Origin of the sequence: Bradyrhizobium sp. LTSP885 (assembly GCF_000938305.1) — a bacterium.
Taxonomy (GTDB): domain Bacteria; phylum Pseudomonadota; class Alphaproteobacteria; order Rhizobiales; family Xanthobacteraceae; genus Bradyrhizobium.
Genome location: NZ_JYMT01000012.1, coordinates 93,468 through 119,385, shown reverse-complemented (window position 1 = coordinate 119,385; position 25,918 = coordinate 93,468). Strand labels below are relative to the sequence as shown.

Below are 25,918 nucleotides of genomic sequence, written 5' to 3'. Positions count from 1 at the left end.
CGGCGGATACGGTCTTGGCGCGAGGGCTTTGCCCGTCTCGACCTGGTTCCGTTTGTGCTTCGATCTGAAGGATCGTTTGGAAAGCGTCCTTCTCAAGCACGCAAGAAATCCATGAAGGGTTTCTCCCGAAGACTGGCCGCTGGACTGTAATCCGGCGGTCTTGTTTTTGGTGCTTGTTCCGTAGGGGAGCGCCTGGCATCCACTCCATTGCTGCAAAAAGTCCGGTTGGCAAGATCACTTGCATACAAGTGAATTGGCGTATACCTTCTCTTCTCAATTCCGGCCCGTGCAGGACGCTTGCGATCACCCGAATTGTCCGACCGACGGAAGAAGCGATGCATCTCAACGGCACACTCTTCAAACGATGGAGACGCGGCAATGGTGGGCGGTCGATCAGCGGCGAAGAAGTTTGAAGCCATAGTCGGTGCTGTTGCATTGGCGACGGTGGCGGCATCGATTCCGCCGACATTGGCAGCGGAAATGAAGCCGGCGCTCGTTTATGCCAATGGCGGAAAATTCGACAAGTCCATGAATGAGGCTGCTTACGGCGGCGCTGAGAAGTTCAAGAACGAGACCGGCATCGAATATCGCGACTTCGAGCCGACAGCAGAGGCGCAAGGCGAGCAGGCCATCCGCAACTTCGCCAGCCGGGGCTTCAATCCGGTTGTCGTGGTGTCGTTCTCGTGGACATCTGCCGTGCAGAAGGTCGCTGCCGAATATCCGGATACAAAGTTCGTGATTGTCGATGCCGTCGTCGATCTGCCGAACGTGCGCTCGGTGCTCTACAAGGAGCAGGAGGGCTCTTATCTCGTTGGGCTTCTCGCGGGCATGGCCTCCAAGACAGGCAAGGTTGGCTTCGTTGGCGGCATGGATATCCCGCTGATCCGCAAGTTCGGCTGCGGTTACAAGCAGGGCGCCCGTGCCGCCAATGCCGACATCAAGGTGTTGCAGAATATGACCGGCACGACCCGTACGGCCTGGCGGGATCCGGTGCGCGGCGGCGAACTCGCCAAGAACCAGATCGACCAGGGTGTCGACGTGATCTTTGCGGCGGCGGGCGCCACGGGCCTCGGCGTGTTGCAGGCTGCCGCTGACAATGGCAAGCTGTCAATCGGCGTCGATTCCAACCAGAATTTCGTTCATCCGGGCTCTGTTTTAACCTCGATGATCAAGCGCGTGGATTTGACGGTCTACAATGCCTACGCCGATTTCCGGAAGGAAGCGTTTACGGCGGGTAAGCAAACCCTCGGCGTCGCGGAGGGCGGTGTCGGCTATGCCGTCGATGACAACAACAAGAACCTCATAACGCCTGAGATGACCGCAGCCGTCGAGAAAGCGAAGGCCAACATCATCTCCGGAGTGGTCACTGTCCACGACTATATGTCAGACAATTCCTGCCCGGACTGATCGCGCAACGGACGCGCATGATGAGGTAAAGTCGTCATGCATCCTTCATTGGAGAAGGCCGAAGAGTGAACCAAGATCCTGCGATCGAGCTTGTTGGCATCGACAAGAAATTCGGCACGGTCCACGCCAACAAAGACATCAATCTGACCGTCGCCAAGGGCACGATCCACGGCATCGTTGGGGAAAACGGTGCAGGTAAATCGACCCTGATGTCGATCATCTACGGTTTCTATCATGCCGACCGCGGCGAGATCCGCGTCAACGGCAAGCCTGTGACTGTCCGCGACAGCCAGGCAGCGATCGAAGCCGGTATCGGCATGGTGCATCAGCACTTCATGCTGGTAGAAAACTTCACGGTGCTGGAAAACGTCATGCTTGGCGCCGAAGGTGGCGCGCTTCTGGCCAAGGGCATTGCGTCGGCGCGGGCTGAACTGAAGCGTCTTGAAGACGAGTACGGCCTGGTGATCGATCCGGACGCGATGATCGAGCAACTCCCGGTAGGTCTGCAGCAGCGCGTTGAAATACTCAAAGCCATGTATCGCGGCGCGGAAATCCTGATCCTCGACGAGCCGACGGGCGTATTGACGCCTGCTGAAGCTGATCACCTCTTCCGCATTCTCAAGGTGCTGCGCGACCAGGGCAAGACGGTGATCCTGATCACCCACAAGCTACGGGAGATCATGGCGATCACCGATACGGTATCCGTCATGCGCCGCGGTGAAATGGTCGCTACCCTAAGGACCGCCGAGACGACGGTCGAGGAACTGGCGGAACTGATGGTCGGCCGCCGCGTGCTTCTGCGCGTGCAGAAAGGCGAGGCCAGTCCGGGTGATATCGTATTGTCGGTCCGCAATCTGTCGGTCAGGGACAATCGCGGTGTCACCATGGTCGATAACGTTTCCTTCGATGTGCGTGCTGGCGAGATAGTCGGCATTGCGGGCGTAGCGGGCAATGGTCAGTCGGAGCTGCTCGAAGCTATTGCCGGGATCCGAAAGCCGACCTCGGGCGAAATCGTCCTCGACGGCAAGACCGTCGACCAGACTGATCCGGCAGGACTGCGAGAAATGGGCCTCGCGCATATTCCGGAAGACCGCCACCATATGGGCCTCGTGCTGAAATTCGAGGAATACGAGAACTCCGTCCTCGGTTATCACCGTAGCCCGGCCTACAGCAAAGGCCCGCTGCTCGATCTTGAGGCGATCCGCAAGGATGCGACGGAGAAGATTGAGAAATACGACATACGTCCGCCGAATCCGCGGCTGAAGACTGCGAATTTTTCCGGGGGCAACCAGCAGAAAATCGTTGTCGCCCGCGAGATCGAGCGGGACCCGAAGATGCTGATCATCGGGCAGCCAACCCGCGGTGTCGACATCGGCGCCATCGAATTTATCCACCGCCGGATCATCGAGATGCGCGATGCGGGCAAGGCGATCCTGCTGGTCTCTGTCGAACTCGATGAGATCAGGTCCCTTTCAGACCGTATCCTGGTGATGTTTGCGGGCCATGTCGTCGGCGAGAAGACGCGCGATGCCGATGAGCAGACCCTAGGCCTGATGATGGCCGGAATTGCCGCGTGAGAAGCTCATGAGCGCAGCTTCGGTACAACTCCCGAACTGGATCACCTATGGGTTGATGCCGATCCTCAACCTGACCCTCGCCTTCGTTATTTCTGGTCTCCTGATCTGGCTGATCGGCGAAAGTCCGATCAATGCGCTGGTACTTCTTCTGCGGGGCGCGCTCGGTAATGGCGAAGGCGTCGGCTTCACGCTTTTCTATGCCACCAGCTTCATCTTCACAGGCCTATCGGTAGCGGTAGCCTTTCATGCCGGCCTGTTCAACATCGGCTCGGAAGGGCAGGCTTATCTCGGTGGCCTCGGCTGCGCGCTGGTTGCGCTGGCGCTCGACCAATACGTTCCGTGGTACGTCACAGCGCCCTTTGCCGTCGTTGGTTCCGCCATATTCGGTGCCGCTTGGGCTTTGATTCCCGCCTGGCTGCAGGCCAAGCGTGGTAGCCATATCGTCATCACCACGATCATGTTCAATTTCATCGGCGCCGCGCTCATGGTGTACCTGCTGGTGAACGTGTTGATTGTTCCGCGTATGATGGCGCCCGAGACCCGCATTTTTCTGGATGGCGGCCGGCTTCCGAGGCTCGATTGGCTGATGGCGATGTTCGGGCTGAGGCTGGGGCCGGCACCCTTCAACGTCTCCTTTCTCATTGCGCTCGTCATGTGTTTTCTCGTGTGGTTGCTGATCTGGCGCAGCAAGCTTGGCTACGAGATGCGCACGCTTGGCGCCAGCCCATCTGCGGCCGTCTATGCCGGCGTACGCTATGTGCGCACGGTCGTCGTCTCCATGCTGATCTCCGGCGGTCTCGCTGGCATGATGGCGCTGAACCCGGTGCTGGGTTCTGCCGCGCGTCTGCAGGTGGAGTTCGTCGGCGGCGCGGGCTTTGTGGGTATTGCGGTTTCCCTGATGGGACGCAACCATCCATTCGGAATTCTTCTTGCCTCCTTGTTATTCGGCATTCTCTATCAGGGAGGAAACGCGCTCTCCTTCGACATGCCGGGCATCTCACACGAGATGGTTCTGGTGATTCAGGGCCTCGTCATCCTTTTTGCGGGAGCCCTCGAATACATGTTCCGTCCCGCGCTGGTGCGGATCTATCAAAATCTTGCGCGAAGGTGAGGGCCCGAATTGGATTATTTTGATATCCTCATCAGCATCCTCGGTTCGTCCATCCGGTTGTCGATCCCGCTGATTTTCGCGGCGTTGGCCGGTCTCTTCTCGGAGAGTGCCGGCGTGTTCGACATCGGGCTCGAGGGAAAGATGTTGGCGTCGGCATTCGCCGCGGCTTGCATCGCCTATACCGCCGATTCAGCATGGTTGGGTCTGCTCGCCGGCATTGGCGCGTCGGTAGCACTTGGTCTCGTTCATGGTTTTTCTTCGATCACCAATCGTGGCAATCAAATCGTTTCAGGCGTTGCCATCAATTTCTTTGTCTCGGGCATTACGATCGTGCTCGGCCAGGCTTGGTTTGGGCAAGGCGCGCGCACGCCGCAATTGACCAGCGCTGGCCGCTTTGCGCCGATTATCCTCCCGGGCACCGATGCGGTTAGGGGCGTCCCGGTGATCGGTTCGCTTTATGCCAACGTGATCTCTGGAAACAGCCTTTTGACCTATCTCGCGTTCGCCGCTGTACCGCTGTCCTGGTGGATCCTCTACCGGACGCGCTTCGGCCTGCGTCTGCGTGCCGTCGGCGAAAATCCGGGTGCTGTCGATACGGCAGGAATCTCGGTGAGCTGGCTGCGCTATCGGGCCGTCATCTGCGCTGGTCTGCTCTGTGGGTTTGCCGGGGCCTATCTGTCGATCGTCCAATCGGCAGCTTTCATTCAGGATATGTCGGCCGGCAAGGGCTATATCGCACTGGCGGCCCTGATTTTTGCGAAGTGGAAGCCGGTGCCGGTGATGTTTGCATGCCTGCTATTTGGCTTCCTCGACGCACTTTCCAACTTCATGCAGGGCCGGCAGGTGCCGCTGATCGGCGAGGTGCCGGTGCAGATTTTCCAGGCGCTGCCTTACGTGTTCACTTGCGGTCTGCTCGCCGGCTTCGTCGGCGTCGCAACTCCGCCCAAAGCTGGCGGTATCCCCTATGTGAAGGAACGCTGATGGCCAAGAAAATCATCATGGACGTCGACACCGGAACCGACGACGCGGTTGCGATCATGCTGGCGGCGCTGCATCGGGATCTGGATCTCGTTGCTGTTACGACAGTCAACGGCAACGTGCCGCTCGAGCAGACCACCGATAATACACTCAGGGTGCTGGAGTGGATCGGCCGTGGCGATATTCCGGTCTATGCGGGTCTCAACAAGCAGGTTGCCCGCCAGGACTTTCCCACGCCGAGGGCGTCGAAACGGGATTCAAAGGTTCACATGCCCATCTTGCCGCTGCCCGCGCCCACGGGCAAGAGGCAGCATAAGTCGGCACCTCAATTCTTGATCGAGGCGTTCGCCGCGGATCCCGGCTTAACGTTGGTGGCTGTCGCACCGCTTTCAAACATCGCGACCGCGATCGCCCTCGACTCGTCTTTCGTCGAGAATGTATCCGAACTGATGATCATGGGCGGCGGTATTACGCGCTCCAACATGACCGCTTCGGCCGAATTCAACATCTGGGCGGATCCTGAAGCGGCCGCGGTGGTATTTTCCGCAGGTTTCAAGAAAATTACCATGGTCCCGCTAGATGCAACACATCAGGCAACCATATCTGAAGATCAGTGTGCAGAATTTCGAATGTTGAAAACACGTGCGGCCAATGCCGCGGCCGAGCTGATCGAATTTCGCATCAATGGCTACAAGACTACTACCATCGGTCCGGTGCCGGACAACGCTCCTGTGCACGATGCTCTTTGTATCGCCGCGCTTGTCGATCAATCGGTGATAGAGACGCGGCGCGTGAATGTCGTTGTTGAAACCACCGGCGACTACACCGTTGGATGTACCGTTGTGGACCACAGACATTTAACCAAGCGAGAGCCGAACTGCGACGTCGCATTCAATGCAGATGGCAAAAAATTCTTCGAAATAATGCGGTCGACGTTCGCGTAGAGCAACCCCGTCCGACATCGTCAAAACTCATTCGGAGCTCGCACCATGAACCTTGGTCTTTCATTGCCCGCCTTGCTGCTTGCGCTCGTCTTTGAAGTAGCGTCGTGCCGGGCCGAAGGCCTTGCCCCGAGCTGGTTGCATGAGGGAGCCCGTACGCATGTCGACGGCCAAAGTGATGACTTGGTAACGGGAGGGCTTGGCGCCGAGGCAATGCTGGGCTCTCCACCGGCGTATGCCGACCCGGTTCATCCGACCGCCGCTGAGCTGAGGCGTGCAGCGTTATTCTACAAAGGCAGCTCGGGGCAGGGTTTCGGGCGGCTATTCGGGCCCAACATCAACGCAGAAACAGGCGAAGTATATTCGGACGGTGGAAAAATCGCGGGAGCCGAAATCCTGGCGTTCGATGATGACGGCTCGGGCCGGCAGAACGTAGCCATGTTGCTTCAAATTCCCGTGAATTTGTCCGTCGAGCGCCGCTGCCTCGTGGCCGTTCCCCTCGCTGGATCCTCGGGTCTCTTCAGGGATATCGTCGATTTCGGGTTCTGGGGGCTCCGCCATCGCTGCGCGGTGGTTTACACCGACAAGGGGCACGGCAACGGCTTTCATCTTCTTGAGCCGGACACTGTGAACCTGCTCGATGGACGACAGGTGCCGGCGTCTGAAGCCGGCAAGACCGCGCAGTTCAGGGCGGACTTCGATGACGCCGCACGCCGAGCGTTTCTTGCCGAGCGGCCAAATCGCGTAGCGTTCAAAGCGGCCCACTCAAAACAAAACCCGGAAAAAGACTGGGGCGAGGACGTTCTCCACGCGATCCGGTTTGCGTTCGTAGAGCTCCAAGGGCGAGATCCGGCATTTACGCGGGAGAACACGATCGTCATCGGCACAGGTAGCTCGAATGGCGGCGGTGCGATCTTGTACGCGGCAGAAAAAGACACGGAACATCTGATTGATGGCGTGGTGGCGCGCGAGCCGCAGGTTCAGTCAAGAAAGGATGATCGGGTCGTCGTCGCACGCGGCAGCGTAGAACGGCGCGGCAGCGGCCGAACGCTTCTCGACTATTTCAGCTTCGGTAACCTATATCAGCCTTGTGCGGTGCTCGCGGTTCGCGACATTCCGCTTAAGGAACGGGTGCCGTACGCAGCCAATCGCTGCCAGTCGCTCCGTGATAAGGCTCTCCTCACTGCCGATACGCTAGAAGGCCAAGCCAAAGAAGCGCTCGACAGGATGCACGATTACGGCTGGGATCCGGAAACAGATGTCGGACACGCCTTTGGTTACTTCGTCGCGCCTGATGCGACGGCAACGAAGTACTCCAACGATCACGGTCGTTTCGACGTGCGTGACCGACTCTGCGGCTACAGCTATGGCGCGGTCGACAAGGACGGTCGGCCGATCCCTGTTCCCGAAGCGCAGGCGGCTCAGAACTTCGCTATCGCGCCGGGCGGAGCACCGGCTGGCGCAATCGACGTCATCAATGACGATGATCCGACAGGACCGCGGCGGAGCTGGCTCTCGATGTCGCGAAGTACCGGGAGGCAGGATTTCAATCTCGACGGAGCGATCTGCATCCGTGACCTTGTTACGGGTCATTCTTCCAGCGCGCAGCGGGTGCAGGCCGGTATCGGCGAATTCCTCGCGTCGGGTAAGCTGGATGGGAAGCCGACGATCATCGTTCACGGACGCAATGACGATCGCGTTCCCGTAAGTTTCTCATCGCGCCCCTATGTCGGCCTCAGCAGCTTGATGGATGGCGAGAAGTCTCAACTCAGTTACATAGAGGTGACCAATGCGGAGCATTTCGGGACAGACCTACCGGGCTTCGACTCCCGCATGGTACCGCTTACCCTCTATCACCTCCGCGCACTCGACCTGATGTGGGCGCATCTTACGAACAAGTCCGAGCTCCCGCCAAGCCAGGTCGTCAGGACAACACCTCGCGGTGGAGAACCCGGCAAAGCTCCTCCTTTGCAAATGCCGAACGTACCCCCAATTTCGCAGCATCCTTCGCATAGTGACGTGATCAAAGTTGAGAGGGGCCGCGTCGCTATTCCAGATTGATGGCAACACAATCAGTTGTCTGCGGGATGGGCGATTCATCCGCCCCCCTCAATTCTGGCTCATAACCCGAAGGTCACAGGTTTAAATCCTGTCTCCACAGCCGCGCGTTCCCGGTACCGGAAAGAAGCAGCCCGCCTTTGGCGGGCAGTCGATATCGCACAATGCTTGCCCAACGGGCTCGCCATGTTCAGCGGCACGTTCGCCGCCGAGGGCGGTATCCGCCCCGCGGCCCGCTTCGACCATGAAATCGAAGAACGATCCTAAAGCGCAGCATTAGTCACGGCTATGACGTCGCAACGCTGCCGTGTGCTCGGCTGAGAGGCCGAGAGATAGCAAGTAGCGAGTGGGACTGCTCCGGTCGCCCGGGCAGATATGTTGCGCCAAGCGACGGCCTCGAAATAAAGGTGCGCAACTTCGCATTTTGGCGATGGCGTTGGGAGTAACGCAAAGCTTGTCAGCAGTACCGTTCTAAGGGCAGCCGCTGCCAAATTCGGATAACGGGTGAACGCGCCGCGAGGTATGTTCGAGAAAGTCGAAAGCTATCCAATGGAAGGTCAATCAAAACGCATGAATCGCCAAGCGATGCGCAGCACTCATCGGTTTTCCAGTCGTCCGGCCGAGTTGACATTGGCCAATTGGCGACATCCACCGTTCAATCGGTGGGCCTTCAGGCACGTCCGCGAGATTGTCCCAACGGTCGAGGTGAAGGCTGGCGCGCCGATGCCTTCCCCTGCATCCCACCGACTATCCTCGCTGGAACGTTCGTTTCCACTCGACGGTGACAGCTCCATCAACCTGGAGGAGTTTTTGTTGTCGTCGGATGTCGATGGCATCGTCGTATTGCGCGAAGGGCGCACTGTATTTGAATGGTATGACGGCGGATTTGGACCTGGAATGCCTCATCTTGCATTCTCCGTGAGCAAGTCGATCTGCGGAGCGGTCTGTGGGATCCTTGAAGATCAAGGCTATTTCAGCTCTTCTGATGCGGTAACGGACTATCTGCCGGAGTTGCGCGGCTCGGCATACAGTGATTGTCTAATCCAACATGCGCTCGACATGAGTGTCGCTGTCGCGTTTGATGAGGATTACAGTGATCCTAGAGGCGATTGCGCCCGCTATCGTGTTGCGAGTGGATGGGACCCCGCCACTGAGTTTTTCCATGAGCGCAGCACGAAAAGCCTTCTGACAGCACTTAGGTCGAATGGCGATCGTCATGGCGAGACATTTCACTATGTATCGCCGAACACGGATCTTCTCGGGTGGCTCTGCGAGCGCGTTACGGGGCTTTCCTATGGGGAGGTGTTGAGTCAATATCTTTGGACACCGATGGGCGCCGAGCATGGCGCCTCTGTAACCGTAGACGGTGAGGGGATCAGTCGTGCCGCTGGTGGAATCAGTTTGTCCGTCCGCGACCTTGCGCGATTTGGCGAGATGATACGTAACGGCGGCTTGGTCGAGCGCGATCAGGTTGTTCCGAAGTGGTGGATTGACGAAACAAGAAAGAACGGAAATTCGGTTGCCTGGAGCAGGGGTGGACCAAATCCTCTCTCCGAACTCTTTCCGACTGCAGTTTATCGCAACAAGTGGTTCAATGTAGGCAAGTCGGTCCTTTTTGCCCTCGGCATACACGGCCAGGGCCTCTACATCGATCATGAATCCCAGGTTGTTATTGCTCGCGTTTCCTCGCGCTCAATCCCCGCTGATCTGGAAAATGAGAAACTGTGGACGAAGGTCTATCAGCACCTGGCTTTAGTGTTTGGAGAACTGCGCCCAGCGCAAAGATGAACGATAGATTTATCGGCGCAAAATGCCGAGCAATTCCGAGACAGGGCCACATAACATGAGCTTCGACGCGATTCAGGTAAATCCTTCGGCGACGCTGTCGTCCGCGAACGGTGGCTTGGATCCGACTTACCGCAAGATAACTCGCCGTATCGCGCCGATTCTGCTCATCGGATACGCATTGGCCTTCTTGGACCGCATTAATATTGGCTTCGCCCAGTTGCAGATCAAGACAGATTTGGGCTTCAACGACGCAGTTTATGGCACCGCTGCGGCAATCTTCTTTCTTGGTTACTTGTTCTGTGAAGTTCCGAGTAATCTGCTTCTCGAGAAGATTGGCGCGCGCCTAACGGTTTTTCGTATCATGTTTCTGTGGGGCGTTGTTGCGGCGCTCACGTCGTTGATACAAACGCCTGGTCATTTTTATGCGGCGCGTTTTCTGCTTGGGATATTCGAAGCAGGTCTTGTGCCTGGCTTTATTCTTTACCTGACTTATTGGTATCCCCCTCGTCACAGGGCGAAGTTGCTTGCTTTGATGCAACTCGGGCCGGTCGTGGCGGGCATCATTGCGGGCCCGCTATCAGCGTGGATTATTTCTACCATGGATGGCGCTTATGGTCTCATGGGATGGCAGTGGATGTTCATTCTCGAGGGAATTCCAAGCTGCCTATTCGCGATCGGTATTCTCTTCTTACTCGAGGACAAACCTGACCGAGTCGCATGGCTTTCCGATGCCGAAAAGTCGGCCGTCATCTCCCAACTGCAGACAGTCGATGGATCAACGACGGAAAAACCGACGACATTCCGCGCGATGCTCGCCGACAAGCGCACGTGGGTACTGACGCTGATCTACTTCACTGTGCTCTGCGCTATCTATGCGGGCACCTTCTGGATGCCAATGATCATCAAAGCAAGCGGGGCGACAATCCTTCAGACTGGACTGTACTCAGCCATACCGTTCCTGGTTTCTGCGTTTGCAATTTGGTTCGGCGGAAAAAATTCTGATGCGAAGCGGGAACGTCGCTGGCACTTCTCGGCGGCGGCCTTCGCGATGATCATTGGCTTTATCCTGCTCATCACGATGAAGGGTAGCTTGGTCGCCAGCCTGATTGCACTTACGTTGATCATTAGTGGAGGTCAGGTATGCGCGGTTGTGTTCTGGCCAATCCCATCGGCCTATCTCTCCGCGACCGCTGCTGCCGCTGGGATCGCCCTCATCAACACGGGTGGGGTTATGGGCGGCTTCGTCAGTCCCTTTGCGCTGGGATACATCCAGGCGTGGACTGGGGATCTCGCATACGGGCTCTACTTCATGATCGCCCTGCTGACAGTGGGTATCGCTGCGATGCTCATTTTGGTACCGGCAAACATCGAGACGCAAGCGTTTTCATCCAATCGCCCTGCTGCTCAGGATTGCGAATGATCTCGGTAGAGCCGATTGTCGGGGATCTCAGTGCGGTCGCCATCTGCGCCAGATTGCAGGGTATTGGACCCCATTGAGGACTATCGAAGCAACATCTTCAAAGAAGGCTGGGTTCATGCGCGTCGGCGTTCCCAGGGAAATCAAAATCCACGAGTATCGTGTCGGTCTCACGCCCGGCACGGTTCGCGTGTATGTGCGGGCAGGACATAACGTCGAGAGCGGTGCCGGCGCGGGCGACGAGATGTACCGTATGGCAAAACCGCCGCGGTCGTCGATACGGCCGCGGAGGTTTTGCGACCGCCGATATGATCGTGAAGGTCAAGGAGCCTCAGCCGGTCGAATGGCCCCAATTGCGCGAAGACCAAATTTGTTTTACCTGCCTACATCTGGCTCCGGATCCCGAGCAGGCAAAGGGTCTGAAAGCCTGCGGCTGTACGTGGCCGAAAATTTTTGATTTGCGTTTTCGCTGATCGAGGATGAACCTGCCGCTTAAATTGCGAATTCCGAACGACTTCGTTCCTCCCTGACTTGAGCCGCTCACGAGAGCGGCTCTCGTTTTTGAACGACAACCGCTCGACCATGCGGCGGCACAAGCATCAATGCTTTGAAAGAGTGTCGTCTTGTTCGGCGGGGAACTGGTATTTGGAACCCCGTAACTGTTAGCCTTGAAATGCGAGCGCGTTTGCTCGCGGCGTCGGCACACCAGAAGTGTTAAATAACGACCATCAGCGAATGTCGGTATCGGTGGTTGCGTCTCCTCGCAACAAGGTTGAAACGCCAAACACGGATTGAGCCACGAGCGGGAGGGTGAACCTGAAATGGTATCGAGTCGGGTCGTGAGCTGATGCGGGTGGCCTCGAAGCCGACCTTGGACTAGGGGTCTGTTCTGATCCTCACCATCTTGGATGCCGCTCGGTTGCTTCCAAATGAGACGACGGATCAGGAGCGAATCGCAGGCGCGGCCCAAACCTGTGAATCGGCGTGGGGTCCCGCCGCCGATCCGCGCGCTAAGCTATTGATCCGCGTAGCTGTGGAGGGGGCAACGTTGAAAGCTTATTCACAGCCTAGGATTCGCTCGAGTGTCCTCCGCTTTCCGATACTACTCCACGATACTCCCCTTGACACATGTCCGCTATCCGGCGAACTGCAGATTCGAACTGGACATCGCGCCGCGTTTTCTAATTGGAATCGTTTGGTGACGGCACTTTGCGGACGGAGATCGAACACGGCGCCGGCCGCTTCGAAGTGCTACAATCGACCGAATGATGCCGATAGCTAGCGAAACCACAAGAATATCTTTGCGATGATTTTCCCTTTGAAATCAAAAGCGTAACTTTTTGGCGGACCGACCGTCGGAATATGTTCGGCCGCGGAAAAAATTTCAGAGGAAATTCAATATGCTATGCGTGATTTGAACAATCGAGTGGGAGTAGGGGGCCCGGCTGCGATCGCGCATTTTAGCGTAGTCTGGTGGAATTGTTTTCGCTCCTCTCGCATTGAGGCGTGCACCGAGGTAGTGAGTTTTGCTTACCCTGATCGAGGTCTGTAATCCACCGCGGTTCGCTAAAGGAGAATTGCAGCGCAGCTAATCGTGCAAAAGGGCGGGATGTCCAAAGCTCCAGTTTCGAGCAACGGCAGGTTTTGGCGGCGAGTTCACCCGATCGCTGCAACACATTCTGCGAAAATCTCAGCCGGCGTCTGATAGAGCAAGGTCTTTCTCGGCCTTTCATTGAGTTGTCTTGCGATGGCACTGAGTTAGCGTGCAGTTGACGGAAGACGGACGGGTATTTCATGCCCGTGCCCGCGATCTGCTTGCTGACGTTGATGATCTGCACTCAATGTTCGCTGGCGATCGCGTGGCACTTCGCGGGCGCCTACGCGTCGATCTTCCGACCGAGGTGGCACGGACAACGATCGTGCCGGCCTTACCGGATTTCATGGCGGCTCATCCGGAGTTGGAACTGGAGGTGTCGAGTACGGATCGGCAGGTCGATCTGGTTCAAGAGGGGTTCGACTGCGTATTGCGGCTTGGTCCCATCGGGGATGAGACGCTGATTGCCCGCCCACTGGGCCTGTTGCGGATGGTTAACGCCGCCAGTCCTGCCTACCTGGCGCGCTATGGCGTCCCCCGATCGCTGGAAGATCTCCAGCTTCAGGAGCATCGGACAATTCATTTTTCGACGCTGCTGGGCGCAAGACCCTATGGATGGGAATATCCGGACGGCGACGGCTACGCGACGCTTCAGTTGCCGGGTGCGCTACACGTCAACAGCGCGCAGACCTACGAAGCCGCTGCCCTTGCCGGCCTTGGCCTGATTCAGGCGCCACTCTTGGGGATTGGCCGATACCTGGAGAGTGGAACGCTTGTGGACATCATACCCGATTTTCGTCGGCGTGCGCTCGCCGTGTCCCTCGTCGTCGCACATCGGAGCAATCTGTCGCGCCGAGTCCGCGCATTAATGAAATGGATCGAAGGGGTGCTGACGCCGTATCTGGAATAGCGAGATGAACATCTTTGTCCGACCCTCGAAATCAACATTTGAAGTTGTGTCTGTTCGTCGGCGGTCGGCGACGCCATCCGTCGCCTAGTTGAGATCGGGCTGAAAAAGGACAAATTGGCGATTTGGTTGTTTGAGAGTCAATCCTGATCTTTCGCGCTGGGGCAATTGACTAACTGCGGCCCGGAGCGTCGGATGCGCGGCCTCCGCACCAATGCGGAGCGTAACGAGGGAGGCCGATCAAATGCCAATATCTCGGGCTCTGAGGGTATCGATTGCGGCTGCAGCGGCTGTTGCCGGTTTGCTGGTGTCCGCGCCAGCCTTCGCGCAGGCGCATATCCGCGGCACCTTGACCGACGTCAAGGACGGAACGATCGGCGTTCAAAACGCCAAAGGAGAGACAGTGTCGATCAAGCTCGCTGGCGACGCGGGACTCTTCCTGGTAACAAAAACTGATATGAATGCCATACAGACCGGTAGGTTTGTCGGTGTCACGTCCGTCGAGCAAGACGGTAAACGTGTCGCACGCGAGGTTCATGTTTTCGATGAATCCTTGCGAGGTCTGGCCGAGGGTCATTATCCATGGGATCTCGATTCCAAACCGAACGCAATGACGAACGCAAATATCGCTAAGGTCGATAACGTCGGGACCGACCGTGTGCTCAAGCTCAACTACAAAAACGGAGAACAAACAATTACAGTCCCAGACGGCACGGAAGTTGTTGCCTTCGTTAAGGCGCCATCGGCCGGCGAGCTTGCGATTGGGCGAAAGGTCTTCGTCGTTATGAAAAAGGACAGCCCTGAAGCCGCAGCGGTCGTGATCGGCGCTGAGGGTATCAAGCCACCAATGTAACCTGAACAGCTGGCCGTGGAGTTGGCTCCAGCAGCCTCGCTGGCCCGAAATGTAGAATTGGGAAAGGCAGCCATCCGAGGCGAAATCGGGCGCATGCGCGTAGAGGTCGGACGCCAGCGAAAGGAGATTTTGACGCCGGCGCGAGCTGGCATTCGAACCGGCTCGGCAGAAGCCTTGCTCCAACGGATGAGCGACAAGATCGACGCTGCTCTTGGGCGTGATCGGCTCAAAGCCGCACTGCCTGTGCCGAAGGAACGGTCCTAGGTGGGCGGAAATGGTAGCCGGACAACTGATTTCAGTTGTTGTACGTCTCGTGCACACGTGCAGGCGATACAATGTCCCAGCAAACGGCAAGAACTCAGATCGCGGCCGAGGTGATTATCGTTCGAATCCGCCGCGTCGAGGCGTGGCGACGGGCTCGCTTCCGGCGAATGGTCAATGAGCTGGACGGCGACGCGACACGAGCGCGTATCATGCGCGCAGCGCGGCTCAATCTTGAAGTCCACGTCCGAAGGCAAGCCATTGAGCGAGGCGTGACTGAGTAAAAGCCGCCGCGCCGGGTTGAGGATCGGCGCAGCGGTTTCTTACGCTGGATCGCAGCGGGTACCCCCACACAGATCGCGACGTTCAAGGAGCGCAACTAGCTGCCGGACAACATCGCGCTCAGCTGATGCCGTGGATTTAGACCGTAGCTTTTCAGCTAACCATCACGAACGGCATCAATATCAACATCGTGCAGAGGAGGGGATGTCCGTCACCGGGCCCACTGTTAAAAATGTGACGTAGGCAATGCGCGGACATCACCCAGTATCCGTTCTGCGCAGCCGTTGTGACCGACACACGTTGGCGGGCACACCTTCCTTTTAGGCGTCGATCCAAGGAGGGCCGCTCTTGGCGCAAACGCGACATTCAATCTTGAGTATAGGCTTCGGTGGCTCGTTCCGTGCGCTGCGCTCGGGCGTCTGTTGGTGGAAGCACGATCAGGGAATTAAGCCGCTTGCTCCATATGCGGCGATGATCTCTTCGTAGATCGAGACATCGCCGCGGCTATGGGCAATCAACTGCGCTCCGGAGACTGCCGCGAAAATAGCACGTGCGCGACGCGGGATCTCCTCGGATTTCGGGGAATTGCGCATTGCCAACACCCGTGCGATCCAACGCTCGTTCATATCACCCCACTTGACGACCTCGGTTCTAACTTCATCCGGAAGTTCGTTGCGCTCGGCCGATAATATCCCGGCGAGACACATGCGGTTTTCGTTGCGCAAAGTGTCAGCGAAGACATCCGTGTAGCGCGCCATGCAGGTTTGGGCATCGAGCCCTTGCTCAAGTAGCCCATCGAAATATTCAGCGTAGTGTTTCGTGTAGCGACTGGCCAATGCCGCTCCCAGTTCGCCCTTGCTCGGAAAATAATAGTGAATGCTGGCACTCTTGATTCCGACGTCCTTCGCCAACTCGCGGAAACTAAGGCCGCTATAGCCAAGATCCTGCACGGTGAGCCGCGCCGCCTCCATGATCCGCTCCTTGGTATTCGTGTCCGCAACCATCACCGTCTCCCTTTCTTACCTGACGATAGATAGGTGTTGACATCGAAAAAGGGAAGCTCTAAAGCTCTGATCAAGAGATACCTACCTGACGACAGGTAAGAGTCACGCAGATCGCTCTAAGCAGGGAACCATGACCATGACGACGATACTCAACCTCTTCACGTCGCCCTCAGCCTTTCCGAACCCCCAGCGCTTGCGAATTTTCCTGCACGAGAAAGGCATCGCCGATCAGTTCAACGAACGCGTCTACGACATGTCGCCTGTTGGCGAACAACGGCAGTGGCGTCATTTGAAGATGAACCCATGGGGTGAAACTCCCACGCTTCAACTGCCCGACGGCACCTTCATTTCCGAAACCGCCGCCGTCGTCCGCTATCTCGACCAGGCTTTCCCCGGTCGGCGAATCCTGGGTGAAACCCCGGAGCACCAGGGTCTCGACAACATGTGGGATAACCGCATCTGGGTGCACATCCTCTACCGGATCGTCACCGCGTTTCATGTGCTCCATCAGGGACTGGGGCCGAAGCTCGAACTCACGACCAATCACGCCTGGGGCGAGCATTGCCGCAAAGAGGCGTTGGCCCATGCGGCCCTCGTCAACCAGCATCTGTCGGACGGCCGAGAGTGGCTGCTCGGCGGCGAGCAACCGACCTTCTCGGACATCACCATGGCGACCGCGATCGCCTTCTCAAAGTTCCCGGTCAACGCGACGCCGCTCGACGAGCGCTTCGAACATATCGATGCGTTCTGGCAGCGCTGGCAGCGCCGGCCGACCTTCCTGGCCGCTTACGCCGATCGCAGCAGCGGCGTTCCCGAACTGGATAACCGGCCCTAACTCAACCACCGCAACGACCCGTCTCTCAACCCACCTCAACAAAGGAAAGTGTCATGCCGTTTGCACGTATCGATCTGATCAAGGGAAAACATGCGGACTATCGCGCCAAAGTCGCCGACATTGTGTATGCGGGGATCGTTAACGTCCTCAAGGCTCCGGATGGCGACCGCTTCATTGTCGTCAATGAGCACGCGCCCGAGAACCTCATCTACGACCGTCACTTCCTGGGTATGGATCGGTCGCCCGACTTCATCTTGATCCAGGTGACCAGCACCGTCGGCAACACCAAGGAACTGAAATTTGCCTTCTACCGGCAGATTGCCGACGAACTCAACAGCAAGCTCGGCGTACGTCCTGACGACATCATGATCAACATGGTGTTCGTCAACAAAGAGGACTGGTCGTTTGGCAAAGGTCAGCCCTGGTAATGGCCTGCCGATAGTTTGGCGCAGTTCGGCCGCAAGGCGAAGCGGTCTTCGCCAGCCTGCGTGAGGATAGGCGGTTCTCGAATGGGAGCCGCCTTCTCTCAGTCGATCGCGGGGATCCGCGTCAGGTACGACACTGCCGTCTCGCGGATCAACTTCTCGCAATGACCGCCCATGGCGGCGGGTTCAACTGATCAACGCAACACTCTAGTCCTTGTTCAAAGATGGAGTGTGGTCATGAAACAGCGACGTCTGGCAGAGTTCGGCTCTGGCGACCTGTCAGGCGGACCTGATTTCAACAGCGGCATCTTGGCCCGATCTTCTTTAGCGGAATTCGCCTTTGGTTTCCGGGCTCAGGATGGCCCCCAGCGTGTAGATCGCGAAAACGCCGACCGCGAAGACGGCGAGCGACATCGGGATTTGCGCCGTCCCCGAACTCGCCAGCGACACGAAAGTCGGCATCATTCCGCCGAGCGCGAAACCGATATTCCAGGACAACCCCGTGCCAGTAGCTCGCATGGCGGTCGGGAAACGCTCGTTCAGGAAGATCAGCACCGGCGCATAGCCGGCATTGCCGATGAAGGCGATCGCCAGCGCGTAGAAGCTCGCTGTGGTTACGTCGGTTGCCTTCGCGAGCGAGAGATAACAGACGGGCAATAGCACCATGGTGCAGATGCCGACGATCAGGAACACTTTCTTGCGCCCGATCAGGTCGCTGAGCGCGCCTATAGCGACGGCCGAAACCATCGCCGAAACGCTTGCCCCCATCAGGACCACTGAGGTGACGTTATTCGGCAAACCGTTCACGACCTTGAGGAAGGTCGGAAGATAACCCGACGTGAGGTAGTAGCCGGCACCGCCGCCGAAGGTGATCAAGAGGTTGAGCAGAAGCACGTTGCGGTAAGGCCCGCTGAACAGCGTCTTCACCGGCGAGGTGACAACCGATGTCTTCGCGGCGGCCTTGATCCTTTGCTGTTCCTTGAAGAAGGGCGACTCCTCCAGCCCGCGGAAGATGAACCAGCCGAGCAGCGAGCTCAACAAGCCCGAGAAGAACATGCAGCGCCAGCCCCAGACCGCGAACTCGTCGCCGGGGAAGATCGACGAGGTGATGAGAAAGACCAACGAAGAGAGCAGCGCGCCGATTCCGGCGCCGCCGCCGCCGATCAATCCCGACATCGCGCCGCGCCATTTTGCCGATACCGATTCTGTGCCGATGGTGTGGGTGGAAGCGACCACACCTCCGACGAAGACACCCTGCACCAGCCGCAGCAGAAGGAAGATCGCGGGCGCGATCAGGCCCGCTTGCTCGATGGTCGGGAGCAGGCCGAACGCGGCGGTGCTGACGCCGACGCCGACAATGGCGATCAGCATGGCGCCCTTGCGGCCATGCAGATCGGCGTAGTTGCCGAAGATCGCGGCGCCGACCGGGCGCATCATCAAGGTCACGGCGAATGAGGCGTAAACGGCGGCCAGCGACAGCGTCGGACTACTGGTTGGAAAGAACAATTTGCCAACGACGGGCGCGACATAGAGCAGGATGAACAGATCAAAGAGATCGAGCGACCATCCGAGCAGGGACGCGATGATCGCATTCGTCGCCTGGCGTTTTTGCGCGACCGACGTTACGCCGTTGTCTTGCACTTCGGCAATGGTCATTTCGAAATCTCCCCCCAATATGTTGTCGTGTAATGATCTGGTCCGGTCAGCGACCGATGAATTTCGGTGGCCGCTTGGCGTTGAAAGCCTCGACGCCCTCCTTGAAATCCTCCGACTGGCGCAGCCGGCTGTAGCAATGGCCTTCGAGCTCGATCGCGATCGCCAGCGTCGAGTCCTCGGTGTCGTTGAGAAGCTTCTTGGCCGTGCGCTGGGCGAGCGGCGCGAACGTCCGCAGTTCATCGACCAGCTTGTCGGTTGCGGTCTCCAGATCCTTGTCCGCGACGCATTCGGTAACGATGCCCCATTCGAGCGCCTGGCGCGCCGGGATGCGCTTGGAGCGCATCACGATGTCCTTGGTCCGGGTGATGCCGATCATCTTCTGCAGCCGCGCGGATCCGCCCGATCCCGGAATCTGGCCGAGCTTCTGTTCGGGCAATGCGTATTGCGCGGTATCCGAGGCGATGCGGAAATCGCAGGCCAGCGACAGCTCGAAGCCGACGCCGAAGCAGTAGCCGCGGTTGGCCACGATCACGGGCTTTGCGCAGCGAGCAGGCGAAGCAATGTTCCAGGCGAGCTTGGAGACCGTCTCAGGGGTCGCCTCCATGAAGCCGCCGATATTGCCGCCGCTGGAGAAGTGTTCGCCGATGGCCCGCACGACAATGATGCGGACCCGCTCGTCCTGGTCCAGTGTCTCGAACACCAGACGGAACTGGTCGCGCTGCGGCATCGAAACGATGTTGTAGGGCGGCCGGTTGAGGATGATATCGGCGCGCTCATGTGCCGGATCGATCTCGACCTGGAATCCGTCCAGCTTCGAGAGGCAGGGGTCGACAAATTCGTAAGCAGCCATGTCTTGTTCCTGTTTTTGGGGGGGAGGGTCATGCGGCGTTCGACGGCGGCATCGGTTCAATCTGGTACTCGCCGGCGACCAGCAGCCGCCGCAGCAGCTTGCCGACCGGGGATTTCGGGATCGCGTCGACGAACACGAAGCGACGCGGGCGCTTGAAGGCGGCAAGGCCGGAGTCACGGCAGAATTCGTCGAGATCCGGCTCGGTGACCAGCCTCGAACGCTTGACGAAAGCGGTGACGGCCTTGCCCCAGCGCTCGTCCGGCAGGCCCACGACCGCAACTTCGAGCACCGCGGGATGCAGTGACAGGCAGCTCTCGATCTCGACCGGCGAGACATTCTCGCCGCCGGTGATGATCATGTCGTCGACGCGGCCGGTGACGAAGATATCGCCGTCGCGGTCGACATAGCCGGTATCGCCGGTGCAATACCATCCGTCGCGCAATGCGCGGACATCGGCGTCGGGCCGGCGCCAGTAACCTTCGAAGGATTCGTCGCCGGCGAGCAGCGCCACGATCTCGCCTTCCTCGCCGACGTCGGCGGCGTCGTTGACCGACGCCGCGTTGAGCTTCATCACCTTGACTCGCTGGTTGATGCCGGCCTTGCCGGCCGAGCCCGGTTTGGCTGGCGCGTCCTGGTCGATCGTAAACGTGTAGATTTCGGAACTGCCGTAATGGTTGACGAAGAGATCGGGCCGGAAGGCGTCGGCGAGCTTGCGCAGCAGCCCGTCCGTCATCGATGCGCCGGCAAAGCCCAGCTTGCGCACGCGCGAAATGTCGGACCTGGCGAAGGCCTCGCAATGCACGAGATCGTGGTACAGGGTCGGCACCAGGTAGAGATTGGTGATCCCTTCGGATACAATCAGCGCCAGCGCGCGCTGTGCGTCGAACCGCGGCAGGCAGACGAAAGTGCCGCCGATCAGCGACATCGCGATCAGGGAGCGCACGCCCATGGTGTGATAGAGCGGCATGACGCCGAGCGTCCGTTCGCCGCGGCGATAAAGATTTTGCGCGACATGGGCGATCCCGGCCGCGCGCTCGGCATGGTGACGCCGCGGCACGCCCTTCGGCCGCGAGGTGGTTCCGGAGGTGTAGAGCATGATCGACCACGACTCGGCCGACACGCGCGCGGTCGCCTCAGGCGTCTCCCCGTGGCAAAGTGCGTCGAGCGAGAGCTCCCCGCTTTTGAATGGCGCCGAGCCCGCGCGAATCACGATCAGGCCTGCGGCGCGGGTCGAACCGGCCGCCGCGCCTTCGGAAACGTCCTGATAGATCAGCGCCCGGCTCTCCGAGTTCTCGATGTAGAAATCGAGTTCGTCGACCTTCACCCGCCAGTTGACCGGCGTAACGATGAGACCAGCCAGTTGGCAGGCCCAATGTGCGGTCGCTGCCTGCCAGTTGTTCTGGAGCGCGGTGATGAGATGGTCGCCGGGCTTCAGCCCGATCCGATCGAAGGCCGCGACCAGTGAAGATATCCGTTTCAGCCACTGGGCATAACTCAGGCGGACATCGCCATCGACCAGCGCCAGGGCGTCCGGATCGCGCGCCACACTGGCCAGGAAGCTGGTTCCGAGGTCAAGCATCGACCGCCTCTCGATTGGTTTCTCCTCGCAACTCGGCCGCGGCCTCCAGCGCGGCCCTCACGATCGGGGCATAGCCGGTGCACCGGCACAGGTGTCCGGTGAGCACGTCGCGGATTTCGGCCTCGTCCGCATTCGCGCGGCGCGCGAACAGCGCGTCGAGCGACATCAGGATGCCCGGAGTGCAAAACCCGCATTGCAAGGCGTGGTGCCGGCGGAAGGCGGATTGCAGCAGGCCGAGACGACCTTGCCTGTCCGCGAGGCTTTCGACGGTTCGCACCTCGGAGCCCTCGACCTGGAGGGTGAGGGTGAGGCAGGCGCGCGCGGGCCGGCCATCGACGTTCACGGTGCAGGCGCCGCAAACGCCATGCTCGCAGCCGACATGGGTTCCGGTGGCGCCGATCTCGTGGCGGAGGAAGTCGGTCAAGAGCATCCGCGGCTCGCAGGCGCGGTCGACCGCCTCGCCGTTGAGCGTGAAACGGATCCGGTGACGCTGCTCCGCCGCCATGCGCGTCATCGCGTCACCTCCGCGATCAATTCGTGCCCGATCATCCGTACCAGGTCGCGCCGGTAACGCGCGGTAGCGTGGAAATCGTCGCGGGCGTCGAGGTCCCAGGCGAATGCGTTGAGTGCGCCGTCGAGCGCGCTCGCTGGAAGTATATCGAACTCGCGCGCGACCGGCATGTCGGCGACGCCGCCGACGGCCAACCGAACGCCGCGTTCGGTTGCGACAGCCGCGCAGGCAACGATGGCAAAATCGCCGTGCCGGCGCGCCACTTCGCGGAAGGCGCAACGCCGTCCGTTGGTTGCGGGGAATTCCACCGCCTCGATCATCTCGTCGTCGTTGCGGTCAGTAGCCATCACGCCGAGAAAAAAGTCGTGTGCGGCAACGCGCCGCCGCTTTCTTGCACTGCGCAGCACGACCTCGCCGCCGAGCGCCACAAGCGCCAGCGGCATCTCTGCGCTTGGATCGGCGTGCGCGATGGAGCCGCAGACGGTGCCGCGGCTTCGCGTCTGCGCGTGGCCGGTCCAGGGCAGCGCGAGTGACAGTAGCGTCAGGTCGCGATCAAGCGCGGGCCACTCCAGAAGCTCGGCCTGGCGAACCGCAGCGCCGACGGCGATGTTGCCCTGGCGCGGCTCGACCCTACGTAGCTCCGCCAGCCGCATGATATCGACGAGGATGCGGGGCCTGGCGAGGCGCATGTTCAGCATCGGCATCAGCGACTGGCCGCCGGCGATGATGCGCGCATCGCCACCCTCGTTGCGGAGCACGTCGAGTGCCTCATCAAGGCTTTCCGCACGCACGTAGTCGAAGGCGGCCGGTTTCATCGTCCGCCTCCGAACAGGCTGCGCAGTTTCGACAGCGCCGAGGCGATCACGCCGCCTTTGGCAGGCGTATCGCCGCCGGCTTGCCGCGCCAGCCCCGCGAAGACTTGTCCGATGATGAGACGGGCCGCGCCATCAAGCAGGCGGCCGCCGATGCTGGCAATCTTGCCGCCGATCTCGGCGTCGTACCGGTAATGCACGGCTGTTACGCCATCGGTCTCCGGGGCGAGCGTGATCCGGCCCTTGCCCGAGCCGAATCCGAGGGCTCCGTCGACGTTTCCTGCGAGCGTGACACCGGCCGGCTTGTCGAGATCGGAAAGCACGATCCGCGCGCGATAGCGGCCCTTGACCGGGCCTATTCCGATGGTCACGATCGCCGTGAAATCCGTGTGTGAGAGCTTCTTCACGCTGTGACACCCCGGGATCACCGCGGCGAGGGTCGTTGGATCGAGCAGCATGGCCCATACCTGCTGCGGGGAAGCGGCGACCTTCGCGCTGCCCTCGCCGGACAGCCTTCGATCACCGTGCCGCGTCTCGGGTGCCTTCGTGCCGGATGGTGCCGCCATTTCGGCGCCACGCACGGCTTCGGCGAGGCGCGCCGGCAGCAGCGGCAATTCGATGTCGGCTACGCCAAGTGCGTCGGCCACGGCATTGGCGATGCAGACCGGGGTCGACATGCAATTGCCTTCGCCGACGCCCTTGGAGCCCAGCGGCGTGAAGGGTGAAGGCGTCTGCATGTGCAGGATCAGCGGTTCGGGCACCTCCGCCACGGTCGGCAGCAGATAGTCGGCGAAGGTCCCGCTCAGGAACGATCCGTCCGGCGCATAGGCATATTCCTCGTAGAGTGCAGCCCCGATCGCCTGGGCGTAGCCGCCGCGGACCTGACCATCGACCATCGCCGGATGCAGGATGGTGCCGCAGTCGTGCATGGTGACGTAATGATCGATGCGCGGCTGCAATGTGACACGGTCGATCTCTACGCCGCAGAAGTCGAAGATGAAGCCGTAGCAGAGCGAAGAGTTGACGTGGTCCTGGTCATCCGGCGGCGTCAGCTCCGGCGGAGTCCAGAACGCCGTCTCGCGGATGGTCTGTCCGATGCCCTCCGGCAGGGCGCCTGGCGACCAGTGGCTGAGCGCGGCGATCCGCGAAAAGGGCGACTTGTTGTCGGGGTTGCGCTTGGAGAACACGAAGCCGCCGGCAAAGGCGATGTCGTCGCTCTCGGTGTTCAGCCCTGCCGCAGCGGCGCGCGCCAGCCGTCCGGCCAGGCGCTCGGCAGCGATCTTGGCGGTTCCGGCAACTGCCGGCGCGAAACGGCTGGCGTAATTTCCCGACGCGATCGACCAGGCGTCTTTTGCTGTGTCGAGTTCCGCGTTCACCCTGATGTCGGCGGGCGTCAGTCCCAGCACGTCGGCGACGACCTGGGCGAGCACGGTGCGATGCCCCTGGCCCTGCGGTACCGAGGCGACTTGCACGGAAACGCCGCCGAGCGGATCGATCGTGATCGTCGCGGTTGCCTGTGCGCCGTTCTTGGGGCCGGCCTTGCGCCGTTCGGCGGCGGTCAGCACGGTGGTGATGTAGCCCATGTTCGAGACGCTCGGCTCGACCACGGCGGTGAAGCCGATGCCGTAGATTCGCCCCTCGGCGCGCGCCTGGTCGCGCCGCGCATTCAACGCCTCCAATCCGCCTTCGCTGACGGCGCGCGCGAGTGCCTGCTGGTAGTTTCCGGAATCGAGCAACGCCCCGGTCGCGGTGCGATAGGGGAAGGCATCGGCGGGAACAAGGTTGCGGGAGATGATCTCGACCGGATCGCGCTTCAGTTCGACGGCTATCCGTTGCATCAACCGTTCGAGCGCGAAATAGACCTGTGGGCCGCCAAAGCCGCGGTTGAGGCCCGTTGGGGTCTTGTTGGTGACGACGACGCGGTTGCGCACGGCGACATGACGGATGTCGTAGGCGCCGGTGAGGTTGCCGTGCATGCGATAGAGCGTGGCCGGCTCCGGTGCCCGAAGATGCGCGCCACAATCTTCCACCTGATCCCAGTCGAGCGCGAGGACTTTGCCGTCATCGGCAACGGCCGCGCGCAGCGTCGTCACGCGGTTGGTCGCGGATACCGACGCGGTCAAGTGCTCGAGCCGGTCCTCGATCCATTTCACCGGGCGGCCCGTTGCACGCGCGGCCGCTGCCATCAGCACGATGTAGGGAAAGACGCCTTGCTTGACGCCGAAGCTACCGCCCGAATCCGGCGGTGTCCGCAACCGGAGCCGGTTGCCGGGAACCTTCAGGGCACGCGACAGCACCGCATGGATACTGAACGGCCCCTGGAAATTGGCGAGCACGTCATAAGCCTGCTCGCCCGGATCATATTCGGCGATAACGCCGTAGGTCTCGATCGGGGTGCAGGAATTACGGGGGTAGCGGATCGTGATCGCAATGGTCCGCTTCGCATCCGCGAAGATGGGCTCTGGATCGCCGTATTTGAATGAGCGGTCGCTTGCGGTGTTGCGCGGAAAACCGTTGTGCAGCAGTGCTGCACCGGGATCCATCGCACGGACGGGATCGATGACCGCGGGCAACGCCTCATATTGGGCGTCGATGAGGTCGATCGCGTCTTCGGCGAGGTAGCGGCTTTCGGCGACGACCATGGCGACGGGCTCGCCGGCGTAGCGCACGCGGCCGACCGCGATCGGCCAGCACTCGACCGGTGCCTTGACCCCGACGACAAGGCTCGCCGTGAGCGCCTTGATATCCTCGCCGGTCAGGACGGCAGCAACGCCGCGCGCCTGCTTTGCGGCAGCGGTATCGATCGCAACGATCGTGGCATGGGCATGCGGCGAGCGAAGGATAGCGGCATGCAGCGTTCCCGGCCGCACGCCGATGTCGTCGATGAAGCGCCCACGGCCCGACAGCAGCGCCGGATCTTCGACGCGCGGGATCGACTGGCCGACCCAGGGTTTGGCCGTTGAAGCGCCGGCCGCGGCATTGACGTTCATCCCGGGGAACTCTCCCACTGCGCTTTCCTGCGCTTGGGAGAAACCTAGTCAGCCGCGGAATTGGCCCACCATGCCGGGGGGT

Annotated in this window: 19 protein-coding genes and 1 pseudogene; 13 read left to right on the top strand and 7 right to left on the bottom strand. The window is 60.0% G+C overall.

Annotated elements, in window-relative coordinates:
* Positions 1–378 precede the first annotated feature (378 nt).
* From UP09_RS08455 to UP09_RS08410, 11 genes and pseudogenes are all read left to right on the top strand, one after another.
* On the top strand, positions 379–1,407 hold the full coding sequence (locus tag UP09_RS08455) for a BMP family ABC transporter substrate-binding protein (RefSeq protein ID WP_082070050.1): 1,029 nt from the start codon (positions 379–381) through the stop codon (positions 1,405–1,407).
* Between the two features lie 65 nt (positions 1,408–1,472).
* Entirely contained in the window at positions 1,473–2,984 is a 1,512-nt protein-coding gene (locus UP09_RS08450; protein WP_044537618.1) for an ABC transporter ATP-binding protein, read from the top strand.
* A 7-nt stretch (positions 2,985–2,991) separates the two neighbouring features.
* Positions 2,992–4,095 (top strand): ABC transporter permease, encoded by a 1,104-nt coding sequence (locus UP09_RS08445; RefSeq protein WP_044537617.1) that lies wholly within the window; start codon positions 2,992–2,994, stop codon positions 4,093–4,095.
* 9 nt (positions 4,096–4,104) lie between these two features.
* Entirely contained in the window at positions 4,105–5,076 is a 972-nt protein-coding gene (locus UP09_RS08440; protein ID WP_044537616.1) for an ABC transporter permease, read from the top strand.
* Positions 5,076–6,017, top strand: coding sequence for a nucleoside hydrolase (locus UP09_RS08435; RefSeq protein WP_044537615.1), 942 nt, complete (start codon positions 5,076–5,078; stop codon positions 6,015–6,017). Before UP09_RS08440 ends, UP09_RS08435 begins: the two co-directional genes overlap by 1 nt.
* Positions 6,018–6,062: 45 nt before the next feature.
* Positions 6,063–8,075 (top strand): 3-hydroxybutyrate oligomer hydrolase family protein, encoded by a 2,013-nt coding sequence (locus tag UP09_RS08430; RefSeq protein WP_044537614.1) that lies wholly within the window; start codon positions 6,063–6,065, stop codon positions 8,073–8,075.
* A 519-nt stretch (positions 8,076–8,594) separates the two neighbouring features.
* Entirely contained in the window at positions 8,595–9,860 is a 1,266-nt protein-coding gene (locus tag UP09_RS36880; RefSeq protein ID WP_082070049.1) for a serine hydrolase domain-containing protein, read from the top strand.
* Positions 9,861–9,915: 55 nt separating this feature from the next.
* On the top strand, positions 9,916–11,280 hold the full coding sequence (locus UP09_RS08420) for an MFS transporter (RefSeq protein WP_052833024.1): 1,365 nt from the start codon (positions 9,916–9,918) through the stop codon (positions 11,278–11,280).
* A gap of 115 nt (positions 11,281–11,395) precedes the next feature.
* A pseudogene (locus UP09_RS38825) lies at positions 11,396–11,717 on the top strand (alanine dehydrogenase); the annotation flags it as partial.
* 1,323 nt (positions 11,718–13,040) lie between these two features.
* Entirely contained in the window at positions 13,041–13,781 is a 741-nt protein-coding gene (locus UP09_RS08415; protein WP_502689034.1) for a LysR substrate-binding domain-containing protein, read from the top strand.
* Positions 13,782–14,022: 241 nt separating this feature from the next.
* Positions 14,023–14,631, top strand: a complete 609-nt coding sequence (locus UP09_RS08410; RefSeq protein ID WP_063840138.1) for a hypothetical protein — start codon at positions 14,023–14,025, stop codon at positions 14,629–14,631.
* Between the two features lie 980 nt (positions 14,632–15,611).
* Here UP09_RS08410 and UP09_RS08400 read toward each other — a convergent pair.
* Positions 15,612–16,178 carry a TetR/AcrR family transcriptional regulator gene (locus UP09_RS08400; RefSeq protein WP_044537611.1) on the bottom strand — a complete coding sequence of 189 codons (567 nt, stop codon included), beginning with the start codon at positions 16,176–16,178 and terminating at the stop codon, positions 15,612–15,614.
* Between the two features lie 130 nt (positions 16,179–16,308).
* Here UP09_RS08400 and UP09_RS08395 point away from each other — a divergent pair, with 130 nt between their 5' ends.
* A complete protein-coding gene (locus UP09_RS08395; protein ID WP_245301824.1) occupies positions 16,309–17,013 on the top strand; it encodes a glutathione S-transferase family protein in 705 nt (234 codons plus the stop codon).
* Between the two features lie 53 nt (positions 17,014–17,066).
* Positions 17,067–17,441, top strand: coding sequence for a tautomerase family protein (locus UP09_RS08390; protein WP_044537610.1), 375 nt, complete (start codon positions 17,067–17,069; stop codon positions 17,439–17,441).
* Between the two features lie 321 nt (positions 17,442–17,762).
* On the opposite strand, the gene UP09_RS08385 is transcribed toward UP09_RS08390, so the two are convergent.
* Genes UP09_RS08385 through UP09_RS08360 form a run of 6 tightly spaced genes read right to left on the bottom strand, consistent with a single transcriptional unit; the run spans position 17,763 to position 25,836 of the window.
* Positions 17,763–19,094, bottom strand: coding sequence for an MFS transporter (locus UP09_RS08385; protein WP_044537609.1), 1,332 nt, complete (start codon positions 19,092–19,094; stop codon positions 17,763–17,765).
* Between the two features lie 46 nt (positions 19,095–19,140).
* Positions 19,141–19,944 (bottom strand): enoyl-CoA hydratase/isomerase family protein, encoded by an 804-nt coding sequence (locus tag UP09_RS08380; RefSeq protein WP_044537608.1) that lies wholly within the window; start codon positions 19,942–19,944, stop codon positions 19,141–19,143.
* 28 nt (positions 19,945–19,972) lie between these two features.
* Positions 19,973–21,523 carry an AMP-binding protein gene (locus UP09_RS08375; RefSeq protein WP_044537607.1) on the bottom strand — a complete coding sequence of 517 codons (1,551 nt, stop codon included), beginning with the start codon at positions 21,521–21,523 and terminating at the stop codon, positions 19,973–19,975.
* Positions 21,516–22,037 (bottom strand): (2Fe-2S)-binding protein, encoded by a 522-nt coding sequence (locus UP09_RS08370; protein WP_044537606.1) that lies wholly within the window; start codon positions 22,035–22,037, stop codon positions 21,516–21,518. Before UP09_RS08370 ends, UP09_RS08375 begins: the two co-directional genes overlap by 8 nt.
* Positions 22,034–22,849, bottom strand: coding sequence for an FAD binding domain-containing protein (locus tag UP09_RS08365; RefSeq protein WP_044537605.1), 816 nt, complete (start codon positions 22,847–22,849; stop codon positions 22,034–22,036). The genes UP09_RS08370 and UP09_RS08365 overlap by 4 nt, the downstream gene beginning before the upstream one ends.
* Entirely contained in the window at positions 22,846–25,836 is a 2,991-nt protein-coding gene (locus UP09_RS08360) for a xanthine dehydrogenase family protein molybdopterin-binding subunit (RefSeq protein WP_044537604.1), read from the bottom strand. Before UP09_RS08360 ends, UP09_RS08365 begins: the two co-directional genes overlap by 4 nt.
* Positions 25,837–25,918 lie beyond the last annotated feature (82 nt).

Bases quoted from the DNA above. Each gene is read 5' to 3' on its own strand.
- UP09_RS08455 (WP_082070050.1), top strand. From the start codon at position 379: ATGGTGGGCGGTCGATCAGCGGCGAAGAAGTTTGAAGCCATAGTCGGT.
- UP09_RS08435 (WP_044537615.1), top strand. From the start codon at position 5,076: ATGGCCAAGAAAATCATCATGGACGTCGACACCGGAACCGACGACGCG.
- UP09_RS08360 (WP_044537604.1), bottom strand. From the start codon at position 25,836: ATGAACGTCAATGCCGCGGCCGGCGCTTCAACGGCCAAACCCTGGGTC.
- UP09_RS08400 (WP_044537611.1), bottom strand. From the start codon at position 16,178: ATGGTTGCGGACACGAATACCAAGGAGCGGATCATGGAGGCGGCGCGG.
- UP09_RS08365 (WP_044537605.1), bottom strand. From the start codon at position 22,849: ATGAAACCGGCCGCCTTCGACTACGTGCGTGCGGAAAGCCTTGATGAG.
- UP09_RS08375 (WP_044537607.1), bottom strand. From the start codon at position 21,523: ATGCTTGACCTCGGAACCAGCTTCCTGGCCAGTGTGGCGCGCGATCCG.
- UP09_RS08410 (WP_063840138.1), top strand. From the start codon at position 14,023: ATGCCAATATCTCGGGCTCTGAGGGTATCGATTGCGGCTGCAGCGGCT.
- UP09_RS08385 (WP_044537609.1), bottom strand. From the start codon at position 19,094: ATGACCATTGCCGAAGTGCAAGACAACGGCGTAACGTCGGTCGCGCAA.
- UP09_RS08395 (WP_245301824.1), top strand. From the start codon at position 16,309: ATGACCATGACGACGATACTCAACCTCTTCACGTCGCCCTCAGCCTTT.
- UP09_RS08445 (WP_044537617.1), top strand. From the start codon at position 2,992: ATGAGCGCAGCTTCGGTACAACTCCCGAACTGGATCACCTATGGGTTG.
- UP09_RS08430 (WP_044537614.1), top strand. From the start codon at position 6,063: ATGAACCTTGGTCTTTCATTGCCCGCCTTGCTGCTTGCGCTCGTCTTT.
- UP09_RS08420 (WP_052833024.1), top strand. From the start codon at position 9,916: ATGAGCTTCGACGCGATTCAGGTAAATCCTTCGGCGACGCTGTCGTCC.
- UP09_RS36880 (WP_082070049.1), top strand. From the start codon at position 8,595: ATGTTCGAGAAAGTCGAAAGCTATCCAATGGAAGGTCAATCAAAACGC.
- UP09_RS08380 (WP_044537608.1), bottom strand. From the start codon at position 19,944: ATGGCTGCTTACGAATTTGTCGACCCCTGCCTCTCGAAGCTGGACGGA.
- UP09_RS08370 (WP_044537606.1), bottom strand. From the start codon at position 22,037: ATGACGCGCATGGCGGCGGAGCAGCGTCACCGGATCCGTTTCACGCTC.
- UP09_RS08390 (WP_044537610.1), top strand. From the start codon at position 17,067: ATGCCGTTTGCACGTATCGATCTGATCAAGGGAAAACATGCGGACTAT.